Source organism: Citrobacter sp. R4, assembly GCF_026719175.1.
Taxonomy (GTDB): domain Bacteria; phylum Pseudomonadota; class Gammaproteobacteria; order Enterobacterales; family Enterobacteriaceae; genus Citrobacter_A; species Citrobacter_A sedlakii.
Window position 1 is genome coordinate 329,804 of record NZ_JAPPSU010000004.1, and the last position, 20,583, is coordinate 350,386.

Consider the following 20,583-nt stretch of genomic DNA (forward strand, 5'->3'; position numbering starts at 1 on the left):
ATGAATGAACAACGTTATGCGCGTATCCGTGAAATGCTCGCCAGGCGGCAGCCTGATCTGACCGTCTGCATGGAGCAGGTTCATAAACCTCATAACGTTTCTGCGATCATTCGTACCGCAGACGCTGTCGGCGTCCATGAAGTCCACGCCGTCTGGCCGGGCAGCCGCATGCGCACCATGGCCTCCGCGGCAGCGGGTAGCAACAGTTGGGTGCAGGTAAAAACGCACCGCACCATTGGCGAGGCGGTCAACCATCTGAAAGGTCAGGGCATGCAGGTTCTGGCGACCCATCTGTCTGACAAAGCGGTCGATTTTCGCGACATTGATTATACCCGTCCCACCTGCATCCTGATGGGGCAGGAAAAAACCGGTATTACCCAGGAAGCATTAGACCTTGCGGACCAGGATATTATTATTCCGATGATTGGCATGGTGCAATCACTGAACGTCTCCGTCGCTTCCGCGCTGATTCTTTACGAAGCCCAGCGTCAAAGACAGAACGCGGGTATGTACCTGCGCGAAAACAGTATGCTGCCTGAGGACGAACAGCAGCGTCTGCTGTTTGAGGGCGGCTATCCGGTGCTGGCGAAAGTCGCCAGGCGTAAAGGCTTGCCCTACCCGCGGGTGAACCAGCAGGGTGAGATCGAGGCGGATGCCTCCTGGTGGTCCACCATGCAGGCCGCAGGGTAATTCCCGTGTCGGGCCGCTTGTTAGACGCTGTCCCGCTCAGTTCCTTAACGGGCGTTGGCGCGGCGCAAAGCAGCAAACTGGCAAAAATCGGCCTGCACACCGTGCAGGATCTTCTTTTGCATCTCCCTCTGCGCTATGAAGATCGCACCCATCTTTATCCCATCGGCGAACTGTTGCCGGGCATTTATGCCACGGTCGAAGGCGAAGTGCTGAACTGCAACATCACTTTTGGCGGTCGCCGGATGATGACATGCCAGATAAGCGACGGCTCCGGCATTCTCACCCTGCGCTTTTTCAACTTCAGCGCAGCAATGAAAAACAGCCTTGCCAGCGGACGTCGGGTGCTGGCTTATGGCGAAGCGAAGCGCGGGAAATACGGTGCCGAGATGATTCATCCGGAATACCGTATCCAGGGCGATCTCAGCACCCCTGAGTTACAGGAAACCCTGACCCCTGTCTATCCGACCACTGAAGGCGTCAAGCAGGCGACGCTGCGCAAGCTGACCGACCAGGCGTTAGACCTGCTGGATACCTGCGCCATTGCCGAACTGCTGCCGCCGGAACTTGCGCAGGGCATGATGAGCCTGCCGGAAGCATTGCGTACCCTCCACCGTCCGCCGCCGACGCTACTACTGAGCGATCTGGAAACCGGTCAGCATCCGGCGCAGCGACGACTGATCCTTGAAGAATTACTGGCGCATAATCTGAGTATGCTGGCGCTTCGCGCCGGAGCGCAGCGTTTCCATGCGCAACCGCTGAGCGCCAACGACACGCTCAAAAACCAACTTTTAGCGTCGCTGCCGTTTAAACCCACGGGCGCACAGGCGCGCGTTGTCGCGGAAATCGAACGAGATATGGCGCTGGACGTTCCGATGATGCGTCTGGTGCAGGGCGATGTTGGCTCCGGTAAAACGCTGGTGGCGGCGCTTGCCGCACTGCGGGCGATTGCGCACGGCAAGCAGGTCGCGCTGATGGCGCCCACCGAACTGCTGGCAGAACAACATGCCAATAACTTCCGTAACTGGTTTGCGCCGCTTGGCGTGGAAGTGGGCTGGCTGGCCGGCAAGCAGAAAGGGAAGGCGCGTCTGGCCCAGCAGGAGGCGATCGCCAGCGGACAGGTGCAAATGGTGGTGGGGACACACGCTATTTTCCAGGAGCAGGTGCAGTTTAACGGCCTTGCCCTGGTGATTATCGACGAACAGCACCGTTTTGGCGTGCATCAGCGTCTGGCGCTGTGGGAAAAAGGCGAGCAGCAGGGTTTCCATCCACACCAGCTAATCATGACCGCCACGCCGATCCCACGCACCCTCGCGATGACCGCTTATGCGGATCTCGACACGTCCGTTATCGATGAACTGCCGCCAGGACGTACGCCCGTCACCACCGTCGCCATTCCGGACACCCGGCGCAGTGACATTATTGACCGGGTGCGCAACGCCTGTACCCAGGAAGGGCGTCAGGCTTACTGGGTGTGCACGCTGATTGAAGAGTCGGACCTGCTGGAAGCGCAGGCCGCAGAAGCGACGTGGGAAGAGCTGAAGCTGGCCCTACCGGAGCTGAACGTCGGCCTGGTGCATGGCCGGATGAAACCAGCGGAGAAGCAGGCTGTGATGGCGGCGTTTAAGCAAGGTGAACTGCATCTGCTGGTTGCGACGACAGTCATTGAAGTGGGTGTGGATGTCCCTAATGCCAGCCTGATGATCATCGAAAACCCGGAGCGTCTGGGGCTGGCGCAGTTGCATCAGCTTCGTGGGCGCGTTGGTCGCGGCGCGGTTGCTTCTCACTGCGTACTGCTTTACAAGTCTCCTCTATCGAAGACGGCTCAGAAACGACTGCAGGTGCTGCGCGACAGTAACGATGGCTTCGTGATTGCGCAAAAAGACTTAGAAATTCGCGGTCCCGGCGAACTGCTCGGCACACGCCAGACGGGCAATGCCGAGTTTAAAGTAGCGGATTTACTGCGCGATCAGGCCATTATTCCCGAAGTTCAGCGCATTGCGCGTCATATTCATGAAAGGTATCCGCAGCAGGCAAAAGCGCTTATCGAGCGCTGGATGCCGGAAACGGAGCGCTATTCCAACGCCTGACCGTTCCCGATGTCGTGGCGGCGTTACGCCGCCCCCGGGTTTACTGCGCGAAAATCGGCAGCAGCAGATACAGTTTGATCACCAGCGCGTTGACGATATCAATGAAGAACGCGCCAACCATTGGAACCACCAGAAATGCCATATGCGACGGACCAAACCGGTCGGTAATTGCCTGCATATTGGCAATTGCCGTCGGCGTAGCGCCCAGGCCAAATCCACAGTGTCCTGCCGCCAGCACCGCCGCGTCGTAGTTTTTACCCATCATGCGCCAGGTCACGAACACAGCGTACAGCGCCATGGCGATCGTTTGCACCACCAGAATAGCCAGCATCGGCAGCGCCAGCGAAGCCAGCTCCCACAACTTCAGACTCATCAGCGCCATCGCCAGGAACAGCGACAGACTGACGTTGCCCATAACGGACACGGCACGTTCAAAGACGCGGTAAAAGCCCAGCAGCGCCAGACCATTGCTGACGATCACGCCGACAAACAGTACGCAGACAAAGGTAGGCAGTTCAAACACCGTACCCGCCAGCAACTGGGCAACAATTTTCCCCACGGTCAGACAAATGGCGATGAGGGCGATGGTTTCGATCAGCACCAGCGAGGTGATCATGCGTCCAACGTCCGGTTTCTCAAACGCTGTCGGCACTTCCTGATCGTCAGGGATACCATCCGGCGTGGTGGAATGCTTCACCAGATAACGGGCAACCGGCCCCCCGATCAGCCCGCCGAGCACCAGACCAAAGGTCGCGCAGGCCATTGCCACTTCCGTGGCGTTCGCGAAACCGTAACGCTCAATAAACAACTTACTCCACGCCGCGCCGGTGCCGTGACCGCCGGACAGCGTAATTGACCCGGCAATCAGCCCCATTAACGGATCCAGTCCCAGCAGGCTTGCCATTCCGATGCCGATAGCGTTTTGCATCAGCAGCAGACCAACCACCACGATCAAAAAGATACCAACGACGCGGCCCCCTTTGCGCAGGCTGGCGATGTTCGCGTTTAGACCAATGGTGGCAAAAAAGGCCAGCATTAACGGGTCACGCAAGGTCATGTCAAAGTCAACTTCCCAGCCCATGCTCTTTTTCAGCACCAGCAAAGCCAGCGCGACCAGTAAGCCACCGGCAACGGGTTCCGGAATGGTGTATTTCTTCAGAAAGGAGACTGACTGGACCAGCTTGCGCCCCAGTAGAAGCGTTAGCGTTGCGGCAACAAGTGTCGATAACGTATCGAGATGAAACATAGACTAGCTCCTGTTGTGTGCATGGTTCGTACATGCACGGTTTCCTGAAATTTCTGCTCTTCATGAGTAATCGGCATGGATTTTAAGCAGAAAAGCAGTAAAAGTTATATAAAAAGGTGAGGTTAGTTGTTTTAAATATTAGGATTAGCGAGTGGCAATCGTTTGCTTTTACCTTCTGGTCAGCTAAAATGCCCGCTTTTCCACCACGGGATTGCCTCTGATGTCTGTTAACACCCTTGAATCAGAAAGTGCGCAACCGGTTGCGCATAATCAAAACAGTGAACTGATTTATCGTCTGGAAGATCGCCCGCCGCTACCGCAAACCCTTTTCGCCGCCTGCCAGCACCTGTTGGCGATGTTTGTTGCGGTCATTACCCCGGCGCTGCTTATCTGTCAGGCGCTCGGGTTACCGGCACAGGATACGCAACACATCATCAGCATGTCGCTGTTCGCCTCCGGCGTGGCCTCGATTATTCAGATTAAAGCGTGGGGGCCGGTCGGTTCGGGATTGTTATCGATTCAGGGAACCAGTTTTAACTTCGTGGCGCCGCTGATCATGGGCGGCACCGCGCTGAAAACCGGCGGCGCAGATGTCCCAACCATGATGGCCGCGCTGTTTGGTACGCTAATGCTGGCAAGCTGCACCGAAATGGTAATTTCCCGTGTGTTGCACCTCGCGCGCCGCATCATTACGCCGCTGGTTTCAGGCGTCGTGGTGATGATTATCGGCCTGTCGCTGATTCAGGTCGGTCTGACGTCTATTGGCGGTGGTTATGCCGCCATGAGCGACAATACGTTCGGCGCGCCGAAAAACCTGCTGCTGGCAGGCGTGGTGCTGCTGCTGATTATTCTGCTTAACCGTCAACGCAACCCGTACCTGCGCGTCGCCTCACTGGTTATCGCGATGGCGGCGGGTTACGCGCTGGCGTGGTTTATGGGGATGCTGCCGGAAAACACCGCGCCAGCCTCCCAGGAACTGATCATGGTGCCAACGCCGCTGTACTATGGCTTGGGTATCGACTGGAGCCTGCTGCTGCCGCTGATGCTGGTCTTTATGATCACGTCACTGGAAACTATCGGCGACATCACCGCCACATCTGACGTTTCTGAACAACCGGTCTCTGGCCCGCTGTATATGAAGCGCCTGAAGGGCGGCGTACTGGCAAACGGCCTGAACTCCTTCGTCTCTGCCGTCTTTAACACGTTCCCGAATTCCTGCTTCGGCCAGAATAACGGCGTGATTCAACTGACCGGCGTGGCCAGCCGCTACGTTGGTTTCGTAGTGGCGCTGATGCTGATCCTGCTCGGTCTGTTCCCGGCGGTAAGCGGTTTTGTACAGCATATTCCGGAGCCGGTGCTGGGTGGCGCAACGCTGGTGATGTTCGGCACCATCGCCGCTTCTGGCGTGCGCATTGTGTCCCGCGAGCCGCTGAACCGCCGCGCTATCCTGATCATCGCACTCTCACTGGCGGTCGGTCTTGGCGTGTCTCAGCAGCCGCTGATCCTGCAATTTGCGCCAGACTGGGTGAAAAACCTGCTCTCTTCCGGTATCGCCGCCGGAGGGATTACCGCTATCGTTCTGAATCTGATTTTCCCGCCTGAAAAGCAGTAAGCTTTATGCGACGGTGAGTTCAATTCACCGTCGCTATAATACTCTTTCACGATTCCTGCCTTGAGGATCGCGCGTAAATCGTGCATAACTCAGCTATGTGTATTCGCGGGATGGAAGACCATGAAATTTATTGGAAAGCTGATTCTCTATCTGCTCATCGCCCTTCTGGTGGTGATTCTCGGCCTCTATTTTCTGCTGCAAACCCGCTGGGGAGCAGAGCACGTTAGCGCCTGGGTATCAGAGAACAGTCAGTATCGTCTGGCCTTTGATGCGATGGATCATCGCTTTTCCTCGCCTACGCATGTTCTTCTGGAAAACGTTACCTTTGGTCGCGACGGCCAACCGGCCACGCTGGTGGCGAAAACTGTCGATATTGGCCTGAGCAGCCGCCAGCTCACCGATCCCTTTCATGTCGACACCATCTTGCTAAAAGACGGCACGCTGAACATTTCGCTCCAGACGGCGCCCTTCCCCTTCCAGGCCGATCGCCTGCAGTTACAGGGGATGGCGTTTAACAGCCCGGGCAGCGAATGGGATCTGAGCGCCCAGCGGGTAAATGGCGGCGTGATCCCGTGGTTGCCGGAAGCCGGTCACGTCCTTGGCAGAAAAGCGCAAATTCAACTGAGCGCGGGTTCACTGACCCTGAACGACGTTCCAGCCACCAACGTCCTGATTGAAGGCAGCATCGATAACGAGCAGGTGAACTTAAGCAACATTGGCGCAGACGTGGCCCGCGGCGCATTAACCGGAGTGGCGAGGCGCAATGCCGACGGCAGTTGGATGGTGGAAAATCTGCGCCTGAACGATATCCGGCTACAAAGCGATAAGTCGCTCAGCGACTTTTTTGCCCCGCTGACAACCGTTCCTTCCTTGCAGATTGGCCGTCTCGAAGTGACCGACGCCCGCCTGCAAGGACCGGACTGGGCGGTAACCGACCTTGATCTCAGTCTGCGCAATCTGACCTTCAGCAAGGATGACTGGCAAAGTCAGGAAGGTAAGTTGTCGATGAACGCCAGCGAATTTATCTTCGGTTCGCTACACCTGTTTGATCCTATCCTGAACGCGGAGTTTTCACCGCAGGGCATTGCGCTGCGCCAGTTTACCTCCCGCTGGGAAGGTGGGATGATCAGAACGTCGGGCAACTGGCTGCGCGACGGCAAAGCGCTGGTGCTGGATGACGCCGCGCTGGCTGGGGTGGAGTACACCCTGCCGGAAAACTGGAAAAAGCAGTGGATGAAACCGCTACCCGCCTGGCTGAACAGCCTGACGCTGAAAAAATTGAGCGCCAGCCGCAATTTGCTGATCGATATCGACCCGGCCTTTCCCTGGCAGTTGACCGCGCTGGATGGCTACGGCGCGAACCTCGGTCTGGTACAGGATCGCAAATGGGGTGTCTGGAGCGGAAACGCAACGCTGAATGCGGCGGCCGCAACCTTCAACCGGGTAGACGTGCGCCGACCGTCACTGTCGCTGACAGCCAACGCCAGTACGGTGAATATCAGCGAACTGAGCGCATTCACAGAAAAAGGGCTGCTGGAGGCAACTGCCAGCGTATCGCAGCTTCCGCAGCGCCAGACACAAATCAGCCTGACCGGACGCGGCGTACCGGTTAACGTGCTGCAGCAGTGGGGATGGCCTGCGCTGCCCCTCGCTGGCGATGGAAATATTCAGCTAACCGCCAGCGGCAGTATACAGGCGGACGTGCCGCTGAAACCCACGTTCAACGGACAGTTGCATGCGGTAAACGCCGAGCAACAACAGGTGACGCAGACCATGACTGGCGGAGTCGTGTCGACGACTGCCCAGTAAACAAGCCCGATGGCGGCGTTGGCGCCATCGGGTTCTTTCTCTTACGGCTCAAAGGTAGATGACAATCTCATCCCCTTCTGCTTTCACCACTACGCCCCACTCGCTACCCTCATGTGAGCCGCCTTTCACGCCGCTCAGCGTCTGCACGTTGCGCAAGCAGACGGACCAGTTCCGCGCTTTGCCTGTGCCCGTCATGGTCAGAACATTGCCCTGACGTGACGCCTTAAGCGTAAACATCACAGCACCGTCCGCCGCAGGCACTTCGCAAGCCGCTTCACGCCCATCCTCAAGGTGGAATAACTGGAACGCTGTGCCCTCATGCCATGGGTAGTCCGGCTTCTGACTGTTGTTGCCCAGCGCTAACAGTGTGTTGTCGCGCACATAAACCGGCAGGCTGAGAAAATCGTGCTGCTGTTTATGCCAGCGGTTCCCCTGAATTTCGTCGTTACGCCACAGATGCGTCCAGCGTCCTTCCGGCAGATAAAACTGAACATCCCCCGCCTCGCTGAACACGGGCGCCACCAGCACCGAATCGCCGAGCATGTACTGGCGATCGAGATAATCACAGGCCGGATCGTCCGGGAATTCCAGCATCATTGCGCGCATCATCGGCGTCCCGCGTTCGTTCGCCCGCGCTGCCTCACGATACAGATACGGCATCAGGCGGCATTTCTGTTCGGTAAAGAAACGGACTACATCGCAGGACTCATCGTCATAGGCCCACGGCACCCGGTAAGATTTACTGCCATGCAGGCGACTGTGGCTCGAAAGCAGCCCGAACGCGCACCAGCGTTTGTAAACGTGCGCCGGGGCGGTGTTTTCGAAGCCGCCAATGTCGTGGCTCCAGAAACCAAAGCCGGACAGGCCGATGGACAAGCCGCCACGCAGGCTCTCCGCCATCGATTCGTAGTTGGCGTAGCAGTCTCCGCCCCAGTGCACCGGAAACTGTTGCGCACCGACGGAGGCTGAACGGGCAAACAGCACCGCCTCTTCTTCGCCCACGGTCTCTTTCAGCACGTTCCACACCAGTTTGTTGTAGAGATAGGCGTAATGGTTGTGCATTTTCTGCGGATCGGCGCCGTCAAACCACTGAACATCTGTCGGAATGCGCTCGCCGAAGTCAGTTTTGAAACAATCAACGCCGATATCCACCAGCCCCTTCAATTTGTCGGCATACCACCGGCATGTTTCCGGGTTGGTGAAGTCATAAATCGCCAGCCCGGGCTGCCATTTATCCCACTGCCACAAGGAACCATCCGGGCGCTTCAACAAATAGCCTTTCTCTTTCAACTCGTTAAAGATTGGCGATTTTTGCCCGATGTACGGGTTGATCCAGACGCAGACTTTTAGCCCTTTCTCTTTCAGGCGACGAATCATTCCTTCCGGGTCCGGGAACGTTACCGGATCCCATTCGAAATCGCACCACTGAAAGGCTTTCATCCAGAAGCAGTCAAAATGGAAGACGTGCAGCGGCAGGTTGCGCGCCGCCATGCCGTCAATAAAGCTGTTTACCGTGGCTTCATCGTAGTTGGTGGTGAACGAGGTGGTCAGCCACAGCCCGAAGGACCACGCTGGCGGCAGCGCCGGACGCCCGGTAAACCGGGTATAGCGGTCCAGCACCGCTTTCGGGGTCGGCCCGTCGATGACGAAGTATTCCAGATACTCGCTTTCCACGCTGAACTGCACTTTCGACACTTTCTCTGAGCCGATTTCAAACGACACGTTCTGCGGATGGTTTACCAGCACGCCATAACCGCGATTCGTCAGGTAAAAAGGAATGTTTTTATAGGACTGCTCGGTACTGGTGCCGCCGTCACGGTTCCAGGTATCAACCGTCTGGCCGTTGCGCACCAATGCAGTAAAGCGTTCACCCAGCCCGTATACCGTCTCGCCCACGCCGAGATCGAGACGCTCGAACATGTAGTTACGCTGGGTATGGGTATCCTGCACGTAGCCGTTATTTTTCAGTTGGCTGCCCGTAATGCGCACGCCGTTGCGCAAGAAATCCAGCGACCAGAATTCGCCTTTGGTTACGCGAACGCTCAGATCGCCGCTTTTCAGCTCGGCGTATTCATCGTTATTTTCAATCTCAACCTTCACGTCATCCAGCACGTTCAGGGGGTAATGCGGGCCGTTGTCCAGCGCGCCCTGAAAATGCACCATGCGCACCCCCACAATGCCTTGCTGCGGCGAGAAAAAGCGCAGGGTAAACAGGGGGGTATCCAGTTGCCATGTACGTTCGCGAACGTCACGCGGCGCGACATAGACCACCAGTTCATTGCCATGCTGTTCGACGTCAAAGACCTGGATGGGATGAATCAGGTTAAGACCAGGCTGGATCAGCCAGTTACCGTCGCTAATTTTCATGCTCAGTTCCTTAAGTTCTGAAATTCTTTATGCGTAAATTTGTGCTGATTGCGGCGCGCGCCCTGTGCCAACTGGTCGAGGATTGTTCTCAGATACGGCGTTTTCAGGGTGTAATAGCGTTTGGCAATCACGGCGCTCAGCAGGTAGCAGATAGCCGGGACGAGAGTGAACAGGGCAATGATGATGCTGATTGTCGCGCCGTTTTGGGCCTTCGCTGCGGCATCGTAGCCCCCACCCGCCAGCATCCAGCCAATGAGTGCTCCGCCCAGTGCGAGGCCGAGTTTCAGCACGAACAGCGTGCCCGCGAAGCTAATACCGGTAAGGCGTTTACCGTTGCACCATTCGCCATAATCGACGGTATCCGACATCATCACCCACTGGATTGGCGTCACCAGCTGGTGCAGTACGCCAATCACGAAGATAAAACCAAACATAGTGATGCTGGCGTGCATCGGCACGAAGAACATCGCCAGACTAAGCACCGCCAGCGCGGCATTGGTCCACCAGAATACGCTGACTTTGCATTTCCAGTCGGTGAGCGGTTTCGCCAGCGCAGAACCAATGAGGTTGCCGACGCAGTAGGTGGTGAGGAAGGCGACAAACACGCCCGGCGTCCCCATAATCCAGGTGACGTAATACATCATGGCGCCGCCGCGGACGCAGACGGCGAGAATGTTAAGAATGGTAAGCAGGCCGACAATCCGCCACTGGTCGTTTTGCCAGATATCGCGCAGATCCTCACGCATTGAAGTGCTGTTAGGCGGCGCTTCCACGCGCTCTTTGGTGGTGAAAAAGCAGAACGCCAGCATCAGGAACGCCACGACGGACAGCACTGCGATCCCGCCCTGAAAACCGAGCGCTTTATCGCCACCACCGATAAAGTCCACCAGCGGCATCATTAATACGGTGGAGAGCATGCCGCCTGCCGTCGCCAATACAAAACGCCAGGATTGCAAAGAAATACGCTGCGCCGGGTCGTTAGTTATCACACCGCCCAGCGCGCAGTAGGGGATATTTACCACGGTATAAAGCAGGGTCAGCAGGGTATAAGTCACCGCGGCATAAATCATTTTGCCATTGAGGCTGAGCTCCGGCGTACTGTATGCCAGTACGCACACCAAACCAAACGGCAGCGCGCCAAACAGCACCCATGGGCGAAATTTCCCCCAGCGAGAACGCGTGCGGTCAGCTAATAGCCCCATACACGGGTCTGAAATAGCATCTAGCGCCCGCGCCAGTAAAAACATCGTACCGACGAACCCTGCGGGGATACCAAAAATATCGGTATAGAAAAACATCATGTACAACATAACGTTATCGAAAATAATATGGCTGGCGGCATCACCCATCCCATAGCCAATCTTCTCTTTAACGGACAACACAGGATTCTTCATTTTGCATCCCCTGACGCGCTGATACCGGTTACAGTTTTTGTAAACCATCCTCCTGGGGGCGGGTATTCCGATATTTTGTTATCAAATTACGATTCTTCTTTTCTGTGATCGCGGTTGCGCCAGAAGATGTGAAAAATTGTAACTAACGGAATTTAAGAGGTTTTATATGAAACCGATCATGGTAAGGCGAAAGGTAAATTAAAAAATGACGCGGGGGGATGTGGAAACCTTGCGAAAGTGGCTATAATGCGCCCGCCTCCATGTAGCAATGCAGGCGCGGAAGATCGTCGTCTCCGGTGAGGCGGCTGGACTTCAAATCCAGTTGGGGCCGCCAGCGGTCCCGGGCAGGTTCGACTCCTGTGATCTTCCGCCAATTCGCCTCTAATGAACTCTGCCGACGTCAACAAAACCCCTTCCAAACACTTATATATCAAGCTTTCCTTGTATCCCGAGGTCAATCGACGTCAACCTGAATCAAGCGGTTTTTGGGGGTGCATTCGGGGGGTACTACTCCACCTTTAAAAGACAAGCACTCCATAATGGTAAAAATGTGAGTTATAACAATGGCTTTCAACGATAGCTTTGTTATACAAGAGATTCATTGAGGTGTCAGATTAGTTACAGGCGGAAATTCCCACTGGAGGAGGAATTCATCAAAAGCCGGAGAATGTCATGGCGCTAACCGATGTTAAAGTAAAAACCGCGAAGCCAAAAGAAAAGCCCTATAAACTGGCTGATGGCAGCGGTATGTATCTGCTGATTAACGCAAATGGTTCCAAATACTGGCAAATGAAGTACCGCTTCGCCGGTGACGCTGATGACGTGACGTAGCCACGTTTCCGGCTCAATGCCGTTAAATTCTTTTACTAAATTTTTGAAATAATAATTCCTTTACTAATTTTAATTATTTCCTGATGGCAGATTATGGTTGTTTTTATCGTTTATTGAAAATGACAACAAGTGAGTTAAAATTGAATTTTAAAATAAATAAAAAAGGGCACAACATGTTGCAGTAAATACACATATACTGATAACGGGGCAGATAACCTCGTGATGTCCGATGCTCATCTCAGCGCGAATTTATCGTCATTAAATCATGTATTGAGAAGTATTCTCACACGATACAGAGTATTCGCATTTTTCTGTAACAAAATGTTTCTTTATTTTTTTGCGCATTATCGTAGATATCTGAAAAATAGGATTTTTACCAAAAACATAAATTTTTTGTATGTGTTTGTTTTCTCTGCACCTCATCAGAAGAAATCCGAAAAAAAGATCGACAGAAGCATTCATTTCCCCATTAATAATAGTCTTAAACTATCAATTAAGGCCCACCCATCAGGTTTGACAATCAATTTTGCTTATGTAATATTCAGATTTAACTCATATATATTAACAACAGCTAAATGAGCCTGCCGGGCAATATTTGAAAGAATCAACTCACCGGCTAATACGATCTCCCCGGAAAAAGAATTGACGGGGTTGCTATGAGACAGGGAGTACAGGCTGTATGACAAAGGAATTTGTGAAGAAGCAGGCTATTGCCAGCTGGCCTGAGGATGACATTTATTTTTCCAAAGGCATTTCGGTGCTGACCCGTGTTTTTATCAAGCTTGAACCCGGCGTGGACTATCTGTTCATCAACCTCGATAATTATACACTGGCTTCTTTTTTTCGCTCATTTTCGCAATTAAGTAAAAGTGGCTATCAACTGATAATAATTTCGAGCCATCGCCTTCTGCCATTGGCCTTTTTCTGGTTTTTAAAATACAAAACCGTCAGCGCGATCTTTGAATCGCGATGCTCACTAAATGACTTCATTCGAGGTATGGATACCGTGGCGAGTGGACGTCAGATTGCGTGGCCGCATCCGGGACCTGCGCGTTTACTCTCTTCAAGAGATGTTTTACTTCTGAGACATTATCTGGAAGGCGGAAGCATGGACTATTTACAGGAAAAGCATAGTCGCGCCTATTCCACCCTACAGGGTTGGAAAGCTTCCGTCGCCCGTAAATTTAAAGTAAAAAAAATTGAGCACCTACTTGTTCTGCACTGAATAAACTCGCTTCGCCACAATCGCTTCCCCCAAAATCTTCCCCCAGCAATATCTTACGGGGCTGATAGTAACATTTGTTAAATATGGAATTTATTAACCATGGATTTAGACATGAAACGCATTTTTTACCATTCTGTATTTCCAGCATTATGCTTAACAGCATATCCGCTGACGGCTGCGGAAATGCTCCCTTCTCCTTTTCTGCCCACCCAATCCACCGCCATGCCCGGCGACCTGCTGAACAATCCGGCTTACGCTAACCACTGGGCCTGGGTGGAACAAAAATGGGGAGAAAAATATCCTGCACTTACGATTAAAGATAAAAAATATATTGCAAATCAGGAAATTGTTCTGATTAATCCCGATTTTTATAAGCAGAACGTCGTCTTATTAAACGAGTCTTACAGTTATAATAATACGCTCAACTCTGTTCAGCTTAGTATCGGTGACGGACTGTATGAGGCGGCAGGTTCTGAAGCGGTAAACACCACGGTAAAAGGGGAATACCTCAATGGCAGGGGCAACATCGAAACCGGGGTTTTACAACTGAATAACGGCGGTAAAGCTTATCATACGATCGTGGAAAACTACGGCGCCCTGACGCTAAACGGCAGGTCTGAAGCCTACGACACCGTTGTGAAAACAGGCGGAAGGCAAACCGTTGGCGGCAGCGCCTATGCTCAGGCAAACCTTATTGATGGCGGGCTTCAGGTGCTGTCCGTCACCAGCACTGCGGTGGTGGAAGACACCATTGTGCAAAATGGCGGCCAGCAGATCATTTATGCCGGCACGGCGAAAAACTCGCACATCGGCGCAGGCAGCTATCAACTCACCAGCGGCCTGGCTCTGAACACGTTCCTGTATAACGGCGCATTTCAGCAGGTCTATGCCGGACAAGGGGGAGATAACGTCGCGGATCGCGATACCACCGTCTACGCCGGGGCGCGCCAAACGGTGACCTCAGGAGTGTCTGAAAACGCCCGGGTTTATGGCACCCAGGTTATTACTGGCGTCGGCGGCGAATGGCTTGACGGCGACTGGGCTTCCGACAGCGATTCCAAAGTGCGCATAAACGGTCAACAGGCGAAGGATGCAACGATTTATGCCGGCGGCCTGCAACGTATTCAGACCGGCAATGCAGACGGGACGCAGGTATATGGCACCCAGCTCGTTAACGGTCAGAAAGGCGGTTGGTCTGGCGGACAATGGGTTGAGCAGGAGGGCTGGACTGGCGGTATTCGCGCCAACGCGACCAATTCGACGGTGCATGCCGGAGGACTCCAGCAACTCGCCTGGTACGGTGAAGCCAGCGATACGCTTATTGATGGCGGACGCCAGGAAGTGCTCGCGTTGGGGCATATCTCGAATACCACCGTTCGCAACGGCGGGAGCAGCCTGATCGCCTATGGCGGCTATTCATCAGACGCCCTGACGGTAGAAGATGGCTCTCTGACGATGGAAGGGGGAAGCGTCCATGACTGGACGGGCAACCTGGGCAAAGGCGCATGGGCGGCAGCAGTGGACTTACAGAGCCCCTCTTCGCTTTTATATCTCAAACATAATGCTGATGACGTTGAATCCGTCGCGACGATTAAAGCGTTAACCAATAACGGCGTGGTCAATTTTAGCGGCCCTGACGGGCACACTGCCGGCCAGTTTAATCGCCTTGAACTTACCACGCTGGACGGTAGCGGCACCTTCATCATGAATACCAACCTTTCCGGCGGAGTGGGCGATTTCCTGAACGTTTCTGACGCTGTTACCGGGCAATTTCATGTCACCGTGCGGGATTCAGGCAGCGAGCTACGTAGCCGCAGCGTTTCGCCTTATCATCTGATTTATGCCAACGGCAGCGCGACAGATACCTTCTCGATGACAAACGGTAGCGTCGATCTGGGGGCTTATAAATACTATCTTGTGCATGGTGCGGATAGCGATAAGGACAACTGGTATTTATCGCCTGTGGCGGTAACGCCGGAACCGGGTCCAGATCCGGACCCGGTTCCAACGCCTGAGCCTGGCCCCGATCCGGAACCGGCGCCCAATCCGGATCCGGATCCTGCCCCCGAACCGGACCCTCACCCTGCGCCCGAACCAGGCCCAACGCCAGGCACAAAACCGGATTTGTCGGAAAGCGCCAAAGCCGTTATTGCGATGGCTAACGTGACGCCAACCCTCTGGGACGCTGAGCTGTCAACGCTACGTACCCGTCTCGGTGAAATACGCCAGATGGGCGATCACGATGACGGCGCCTGGGGTAAATACATCAGCAGCCGTTATCGTGTTTCAACAGAGCATGTAGGTTATCGTCAGGATATGAATGGCGTGATGTTAGGCGGCGATAAGCGTTTCAGTCTGGAAAGCAGCGCCCTGATTATGGGCAGTATGGTCTCTTATACGCGTTCCGATTTGGACTCATCCAGTACGCAGGGTAAAGCGGATAGCTATGGCGTCGGTCTGTATGCTACCTGGTTACATAACAGCGGCTATTACGTGGATGGCGTATTAAAAGCCAACTATTTCCGTACCGAGAATAATCCTTACTTCAATGGCGGGCGTACTCATGCCAAAGATAATACCGTGGGCGGTGGTCTTTCTGTTGAAGCCGGGAAACATATCACGCTTGAGGACTGGTTTGTTGAGCCCTATGCGCAGGTTTCGTGGTTTATGGGCGATAAGACGCATTATAAACTCGACAGCGGGATGTCGGTTAAAGCAGATGCGACCCGTTCGTTAAAAGGGGAGACTGGCTTAACCTTTGGTAAAAACATGACGCTGGCGGATGGGACATTGCTTCAGCCCTATGCGCGACTAGCCGTTCGACATGAGTTTATGAAGAACAACGACGTCATTATCAACCATACAGAGCGGTTTAGTAACGATATGTCCGGCACCAGCGGCAAATACGGTCTTGGGATGACAGCGAAGCTAAACGATCGATGGTCTGCCTGGGGAGAAGTGAACTACGAAAAAGGTGAACATATCGAGACGCCTTACAGTGGTCAACTCGGTATCCGTTACAGCTTCTGATAAAACGCTTCATAAAAGCCCGTGTAGCCACGGGCTTACTCAATATCCCTTCCAACACGAAAGCTTTTCGACCCTTGCCGGATGGCGCTACGCTTATCCGGCCTACAACTATCTCCGTAAGCCCGGTCGCGCAACGCCACCGGGCCGTTCCGTTAAAACGACGCTTTAATGCCAATCATCGCCGAGGTGTCGCTGTAGCCTTTATCGCCGACCTGCTGGCCGACGTTGCCCCACAGGGAGACGTTCTTCGTCAGCTGGCCTTCCACACCGGCCTTCAGCTCGCCGATATTGCGGGCGCCGTCCAGATCCACGTTGTCACCGTTCATCGACACGCCAAAGTCTTTGCTGTTGTGGATCCAGTTCGCTTCCACAAACGGCTGGAAGGTACGGTCTTTGCCGTCGTCCAGTTTATTGTGGCCCTTGCCGAACAGACGCACGCCGACCCGGGTCTGCACGTTGCCGTCGCCGTGACCTTCCACGCGGGTGCCGTTGGCTTCGCGGTGTTCGTCCGCCTTCACGCCCATCCAGGTGACCTGCGCTTTCGGCTGGATGTACAGCGCGTTACGCTCGCTGATGTCCGCCAGTTTCCAGGTGTAGCCGGATTCCACCGACGCGGTGAAGCCTTTTGAGTCGTACTCTTCGGATTCGACGCCGCGACCGGAAACGGTGTTGTCAAACCAGCTGTACTGCGCCCAGGTGTCAACATACGCGCCTTCGTGGGTTTCGTTGTCCTGTAACCAGGTGCCGTACAGACCGACGCTGTAACCGCTGATGCGGCTGTCGGCGCGGTTGCCGTTACGCTGGTTTTCCGCCCGTGCCTTCTGGTTGGCATAGCCCGCCATCAGACCAAGGTGGAAACGGTCGGTGTTGTCGGAAGACCACTGAGCGATGTCGCCGCCTAGCTGCATCACATAGCGGTTGGCCTGCATCTCCAGCTGGCCGCTGCTGTCTTTCTGGCGGGTGTGACCACCGACGTTGCGCAGCCACAGGCTGGTCACCGCTTTCTCGCCGGTCAGGGCGTCGACGTAGTGGGTTTCGCCCAGGCGGTCGTGCAGACGGGTGTTAAACATCGTGTTCGCCGCCTGCAGGTTCATGCCGTACAGACCGGCTTCCGGACGCACCGCATTTTCGCGCGGGGTCGGGGATGGCGTCTGCGGGTCGGTCGGATCAATCGGCACAACAGGATCAAGCGGTTCTGGTTGTGGATCAGGGGATAATGCGCTGGTCAGATACCAGTTCTTGTCGTTCTGGCCCGCGCCGCGTTGCAGCGTGTAATCATACGCCCCTGCGACGATACGTCCTTTCTGAGTGAACACGCCGTCGGAATTTCCCGCCACGCTGATCAGTTCGATACCGTTGGTGGTCAGGCCGCCTGCGCCACCTGCGTTCAGTACGGTCACATACGTGTTACCGCTGGTGTTGCCATTAACGATCAGCCGGTCGGTCAGCGATGTATCGTCACCCAGTTGGGTGTTCATGATGATGTTGCCATTATTGCCAATATAATCGCCGCTGACCGTCAGGGTTTTAAATGTCGCCGCATTACGGGCCTGCGTACGGGTTGTGGCGCTGGCGGGCATAAAGTTCAGCGTGGCGCTATTCAGGGTCAGCGTGGTCAGGGTAGAGTCGGCAACCATATCCCAGCGACTGTTACTGCCGTTTAAGGCAAGGTTAATGCTTGCCGTATCCTGGATCTCCGTGTCGCCATACATATAGGAGCTATCGCCCGTAACGATATTAATGCTATGGCTGCCGGCGGCGCGTATTTTCCCCCACGCCTTCAGCGTATTGTTATCCGCAATATTGGTGGAACTGTCAGCATGACTCCCGTAGCCATAAATCGCATACAGCGTTCCTGCGGCGGATTCATAAGCACGCTGACTACCGAGCGTAATATCGCCCGTAAAGCGATCGTTTGTCCCTGACTGGTGCAGTAAATACACATCCTTACCGCCTTCAGACTGAACATTAAGATGATGAATCACCGTGTCATAATTCAGCGCGCCGGAATCGCGTTCGCTGAGATAACCGGTTAAGGCCGCCTCATCTCCCCCTTGCAGGTGGATGCTGGCATCATCAATACGGTATTTTGTCGACCCCAATGTCCCATTATCACTCAGTCGGACACCGTAAACCGCCTTATTCCCGGCGACGTCGACAGTAAGCTTTTTAATGGACAACTGGGTGTCACCCTCCACGCTGGCGCTGTGAAGACCCACGACCCTGCCGTTGTCCGACGCGCTGCCGTGGCTGACGCCTGCGATAGTCAAATCCTCAAACGTAACGGCATTGCTCAGAACCACCGGCGTTTTGGCCCCCGTGATGACGTTAATACGATAGTAAGAATCTGTCAGTTTCAGCCCGCTAACGCTCCCTTTGGCGCTCGCCAGGTCCATCACCGTTTTTCCGTCGAACCGAGCGCTATTACCGCCAATATTAATACCTTCAAGCGACCCCGTACTTGCCTCAGACATGGCGATATGCACATCGCCAGTAAAGGTCGATGTTTTACCCGCCAGATCCAGCGCCGCATGGTGGCCGCGCGTTGAAAGTGGATTGGCATCGTGATAATTAATATTGACATTCTCCGCAGTTAAAATGCTGTCCTGAGCCGTCTCGATATTACCCAGGACGATGTTGGTGGTACCTTTTAAATCAGCCTGTGAACTGCCATTAAGCAATATTGCGTTGACCAGATCGTAATCATTCACCCGGGTATTTTCTGCATTAATGGTCAGGTTCTCGGCTTTCAGGACTCCGGTACCATAGATATAAATGGCTGTTCCTCGCTTATTACCGTTGGTCTGATAATCAAATGTATAATTAAGCGTGGCATTATTACCTAAATCCACCGTACCGGCCGTTGCTTTTACAATATAACCAGGATTAAAAGTCAGCGAATCGTCCGGGTAATTACCGGCACTGGTGATAACGCTATTATCTGCCAGGATTACCCTACCATCCGCAACGCGCACATCGACAAATGAGACGTCATTGCCGTCTGGAAGGATTACGGTACGCTTATCGCTGGCCGTAGATGCATCAATAACGGTACTGACGGGAGCTGCGGCAGCGGAATAAACGGCAGAGGAAAGAATAGCGCTAACAAACAGGGCTACCTTATTCGGTTTAAAAGAGATATTCATATATGACAATCCTTGTTAATAGCTAATACTAACAACACGACGCGCGAATCTGGCGCTGTTTTTATAAATACAAAATAATACCGCAAAGAAAACATTCTCATGCTACTGAGATAACAGTCATCATAAGCAGAAATAAACATTGACACAACAATCGAAAATTGCCTCTCAGGGATGAGATTATTGATAAAAACGTCATGTCTTCACAAAATAATAACACCACGTTGCATTCGACATAAAAAACCACAAAAACAAAAAATCATGGCACTTACCACTAAAAATCAACCCGCTACAGACAGAGAAAAATCCTAAAAAAAGGGACTAATATGATTTTCATCTGAATCGCCACAAATCACATAATATTCACATTATTAACGTCATTCTTCTATTTCCGCAGAAAAAATCCAGGATAATTACCAAAAATAAATTCAGATTGTTCACACTAAGAATACTCTTATTCCGTACTGATTGCGCCTCACCTACCTCTTTCTGCGTAGCTGAAAAAACGGAATAGTTAAAGAAAATATATTTTCATGCAGTAATTTTTCATTATTTAAATAAGTCACAGACCTTATCAACGCCGCTGGCAATATTTTTTGCGGATGCTGCCGGTTGCGACCACCCCTTTTTACCCGCCGATACGCTATTGACAGCCTGACCTGTAACATCACACTAATCCGTTTTAGTGACTCATTTTTCATAAACAGGACGTGTTGAATGTCGTCTCGTTGCCAATCATCATTCACCAATAAGGAGAGAGGGTGAACATCCGCGATATCGCGCAGCATGCCGGGGTTTCCGTCAGTACCGTGTCCAATGTCCTGAATCGGCGCAACGGTCAACAGGACAAACAACATCATGACATTAACCACCGAAGACGCCCTGCAAATCCTGATCGACGGGTTACGGGATAATACTGACTGTGGTACAAACATCATCTTCGATAACGCCGGGAACAATACGGACTCTGCCATGCTGCTTCCACACATGGAACAGGCACTGAATGACGTTCGCGATCTCCGCCAAAATATCCGTCGTTATTGCTTATTAATTCTCGTGCATTAAATCATTATGCGGCCCCGTCCCCATTGTCTGTGCAACGGAAAAGAGTTTATTCATTAGAATGAAAACGGCGAATTCCGGATATAA

12 protein-coding genes, 1 tRNA gene and 1 pseudogene are annotated in these 20,583 nt (G+C 53.6%); 10 read left to right on the forward strand and 4 right to left on the reverse strand.

The features are described 5' to 3' along the window. Window positions 1-690 (forward strand): tRNA (guanosine(18)-2'-O)-methyltransferase TrmH, encoded by a 690-nt coding sequence (trmH, locus tag OOJ60_RS12185; RefSeq protein WP_042287075.1) that lies wholly within the window; start codon window positions 1-3, stop codon window positions 688-690. Between the two features lie 5 nt (window positions 691-695). Then, the gene (gene recG / locus OOJ60_RS12190; RefSeq protein ID WP_060570288.1) at window positions 696-2,777 is read left to right on the forward strand and encodes an ATP-dependent DNA helicase RecG; all 2,082 of its coding nucleotides are present in this window, start codon (window positions 696-698) and stop codon (window positions 2,775-2,777) included. Window positions 2,778-2,817: 40 nt separating this feature from the next. On the opposite strand, the gene gltS is transcribed toward recG, so the two are convergent. Further along, complete coding sequence (gltS, locus tag OOJ60_RS12195) at window positions 2,818-4,023, reverse strand: sodium/glutamate symporter (protein WP_060570289.1); 1,206 nt, start codon at window positions 4,021-4,023, stop codon at window positions 2,818-2,820. 220 nt (window positions 4,024-4,243) lie between these two features. On the opposite strand from gltS, the gene xanP reads away from it, so the two are divergent. Together xanP and OOJ60_RS12205 are read left to right on the forward strand one after the other, a co-directional pair. After that, entirely contained in the window at window positions 4,244-5,635 is a 1,392-nt protein-coding gene (xanP, locus tag OOJ60_RS12200) for a xanthine/proton symporter XanP (protein ID WP_199957426.1), read from the forward strand. Between the two features lie 120 nt (window positions 5,636-5,755). Continuing rightward, window positions 5,756-7,444, forward strand: coding sequence for an AsmA family protein (locus OOJ60_RS12205; protein WP_205612627.1), 1,689 nt, complete (start codon window positions 5,756-5,758; stop codon window positions 7,442-7,444). 48 nt (window positions 7,445-7,492) lie between these two features. Here the strand turns inward: OOJ60_RS12205 and yicI are convergent, their stop codons facing one another. Together yicI and OOJ60_RS12215 are read right to left on the reverse strand one after the other, a co-directional pair. Beyond that, entirely contained in the window at window positions 7,493-9,811 is a 2,319-nt protein-coding gene (yicI, locus tag OOJ60_RS12210; RefSeq protein WP_205612628.1) for an alpha-xylosidase, read from the reverse strand. A gap of 2 nt (window positions 9,812-9,813) precedes the next feature. Next, complete coding sequence (locus tag OOJ60_RS12215) at window positions 9,814-11,205, reverse strand: glycoside-pentoside-hexuronide family transporter (RefSeq protein WP_205612629.1); 1,392 nt, start codon at window positions 11,203-11,205, stop codon at window positions 9,814-9,816. A 278-nt stretch (window positions 11,206-11,483) separates the two neighbouring features. Here OOJ60_RS12215 and OOJ60_RS12220 point away from each other — a divergent pair. The 4 genes and pseudogenes from OOJ60_RS12220 to OOJ60_RS12235 all read left to right on the forward strand — a co-directional run bounded on the left by OOJ60_RS12220 (window position 11,484) and on the right by OOJ60_RS12235 (window position 16,291). Beyond that, window positions 11,484-11,578: transfer RNA gene (locus OOJ60_RS12220), tRNA-Sec, on the forward strand. 299 nt (window positions 11,579-11,877) lie between these two features. Beyond that, window positions 11,878-12,015 (forward strand): annotated as a pseudogene (locus tag OOJ60_RS12225) (Arm DNA-binding domain-containing protein); the annotation flags it as partial. 700 nt (window positions 12,016-12,715) lie between these two features. Beyond that, complete coding sequence (locus tag OOJ60_RS12230; protein ID WP_205612630.1) at window positions 12,716-13,261, forward strand: hypothetical protein; 546 nt, start codon at window positions 12,716-12,718, stop codon at window positions 13,259-13,261. 183 nt (window positions 13,262-13,444) lie between these two features. Beyond that, window positions 13,445-16,291, forward strand: coding sequence for an autotransporter outer membrane beta-barrel domain-containing protein (locus tag OOJ60_RS12235; protein ID WP_233470892.1), 2,847 nt, complete (start codon window positions 13,445-13,447; stop codon window positions 16,289-16,291). Window positions 16,292-16,443: 152 nt separating this feature from the next. Here the strand turns inward: OOJ60_RS12235 and OOJ60_RS12240 are convergent, their stop codons facing one another. Next, window positions 16,444-19,437 (reverse strand): autotransporter outer membrane beta-barrel domain-containing protein, encoded by a 2,994-nt coding sequence (locus OOJ60_RS12240; RefSeq protein ID WP_205612632.1) that lies wholly within the window; start codon window positions 19,435-19,437, stop codon window positions 16,444-16,446. Window positions 19,438-20,195: 758 nt separating this feature from the next. Here OOJ60_RS12240 and OOJ60_RS12245 point away from each other — a divergent pair. Together OOJ60_RS12245 and OOJ60_RS12250 are read left to right on the forward strand one after the other, a co-directional pair. Continuing rightward, on the forward strand, window positions 20,196-20,348 hold the full coding sequence (locus tag OOJ60_RS12245) for a LacI family DNA-binding transcriptional regulator (RefSeq protein ID WP_082636813.1): 153 nt from the start codon (window positions 20,196-20,198) through the stop codon (window positions 20,346-20,348). Then, entirely contained in the window at window positions 20,293-20,499 is a 207-nt protein-coding gene (locus tag OOJ60_RS12250; RefSeq protein WP_205612633.1) for a hypothetical protein, read from the forward strand. The genes OOJ60_RS12245 and OOJ60_RS12250 overlap by 56 nt, the downstream gene beginning before the upstream one ends. The last annotated feature ends 84 nt before the right edge of the window (window positions 20,500-20,583 follow it).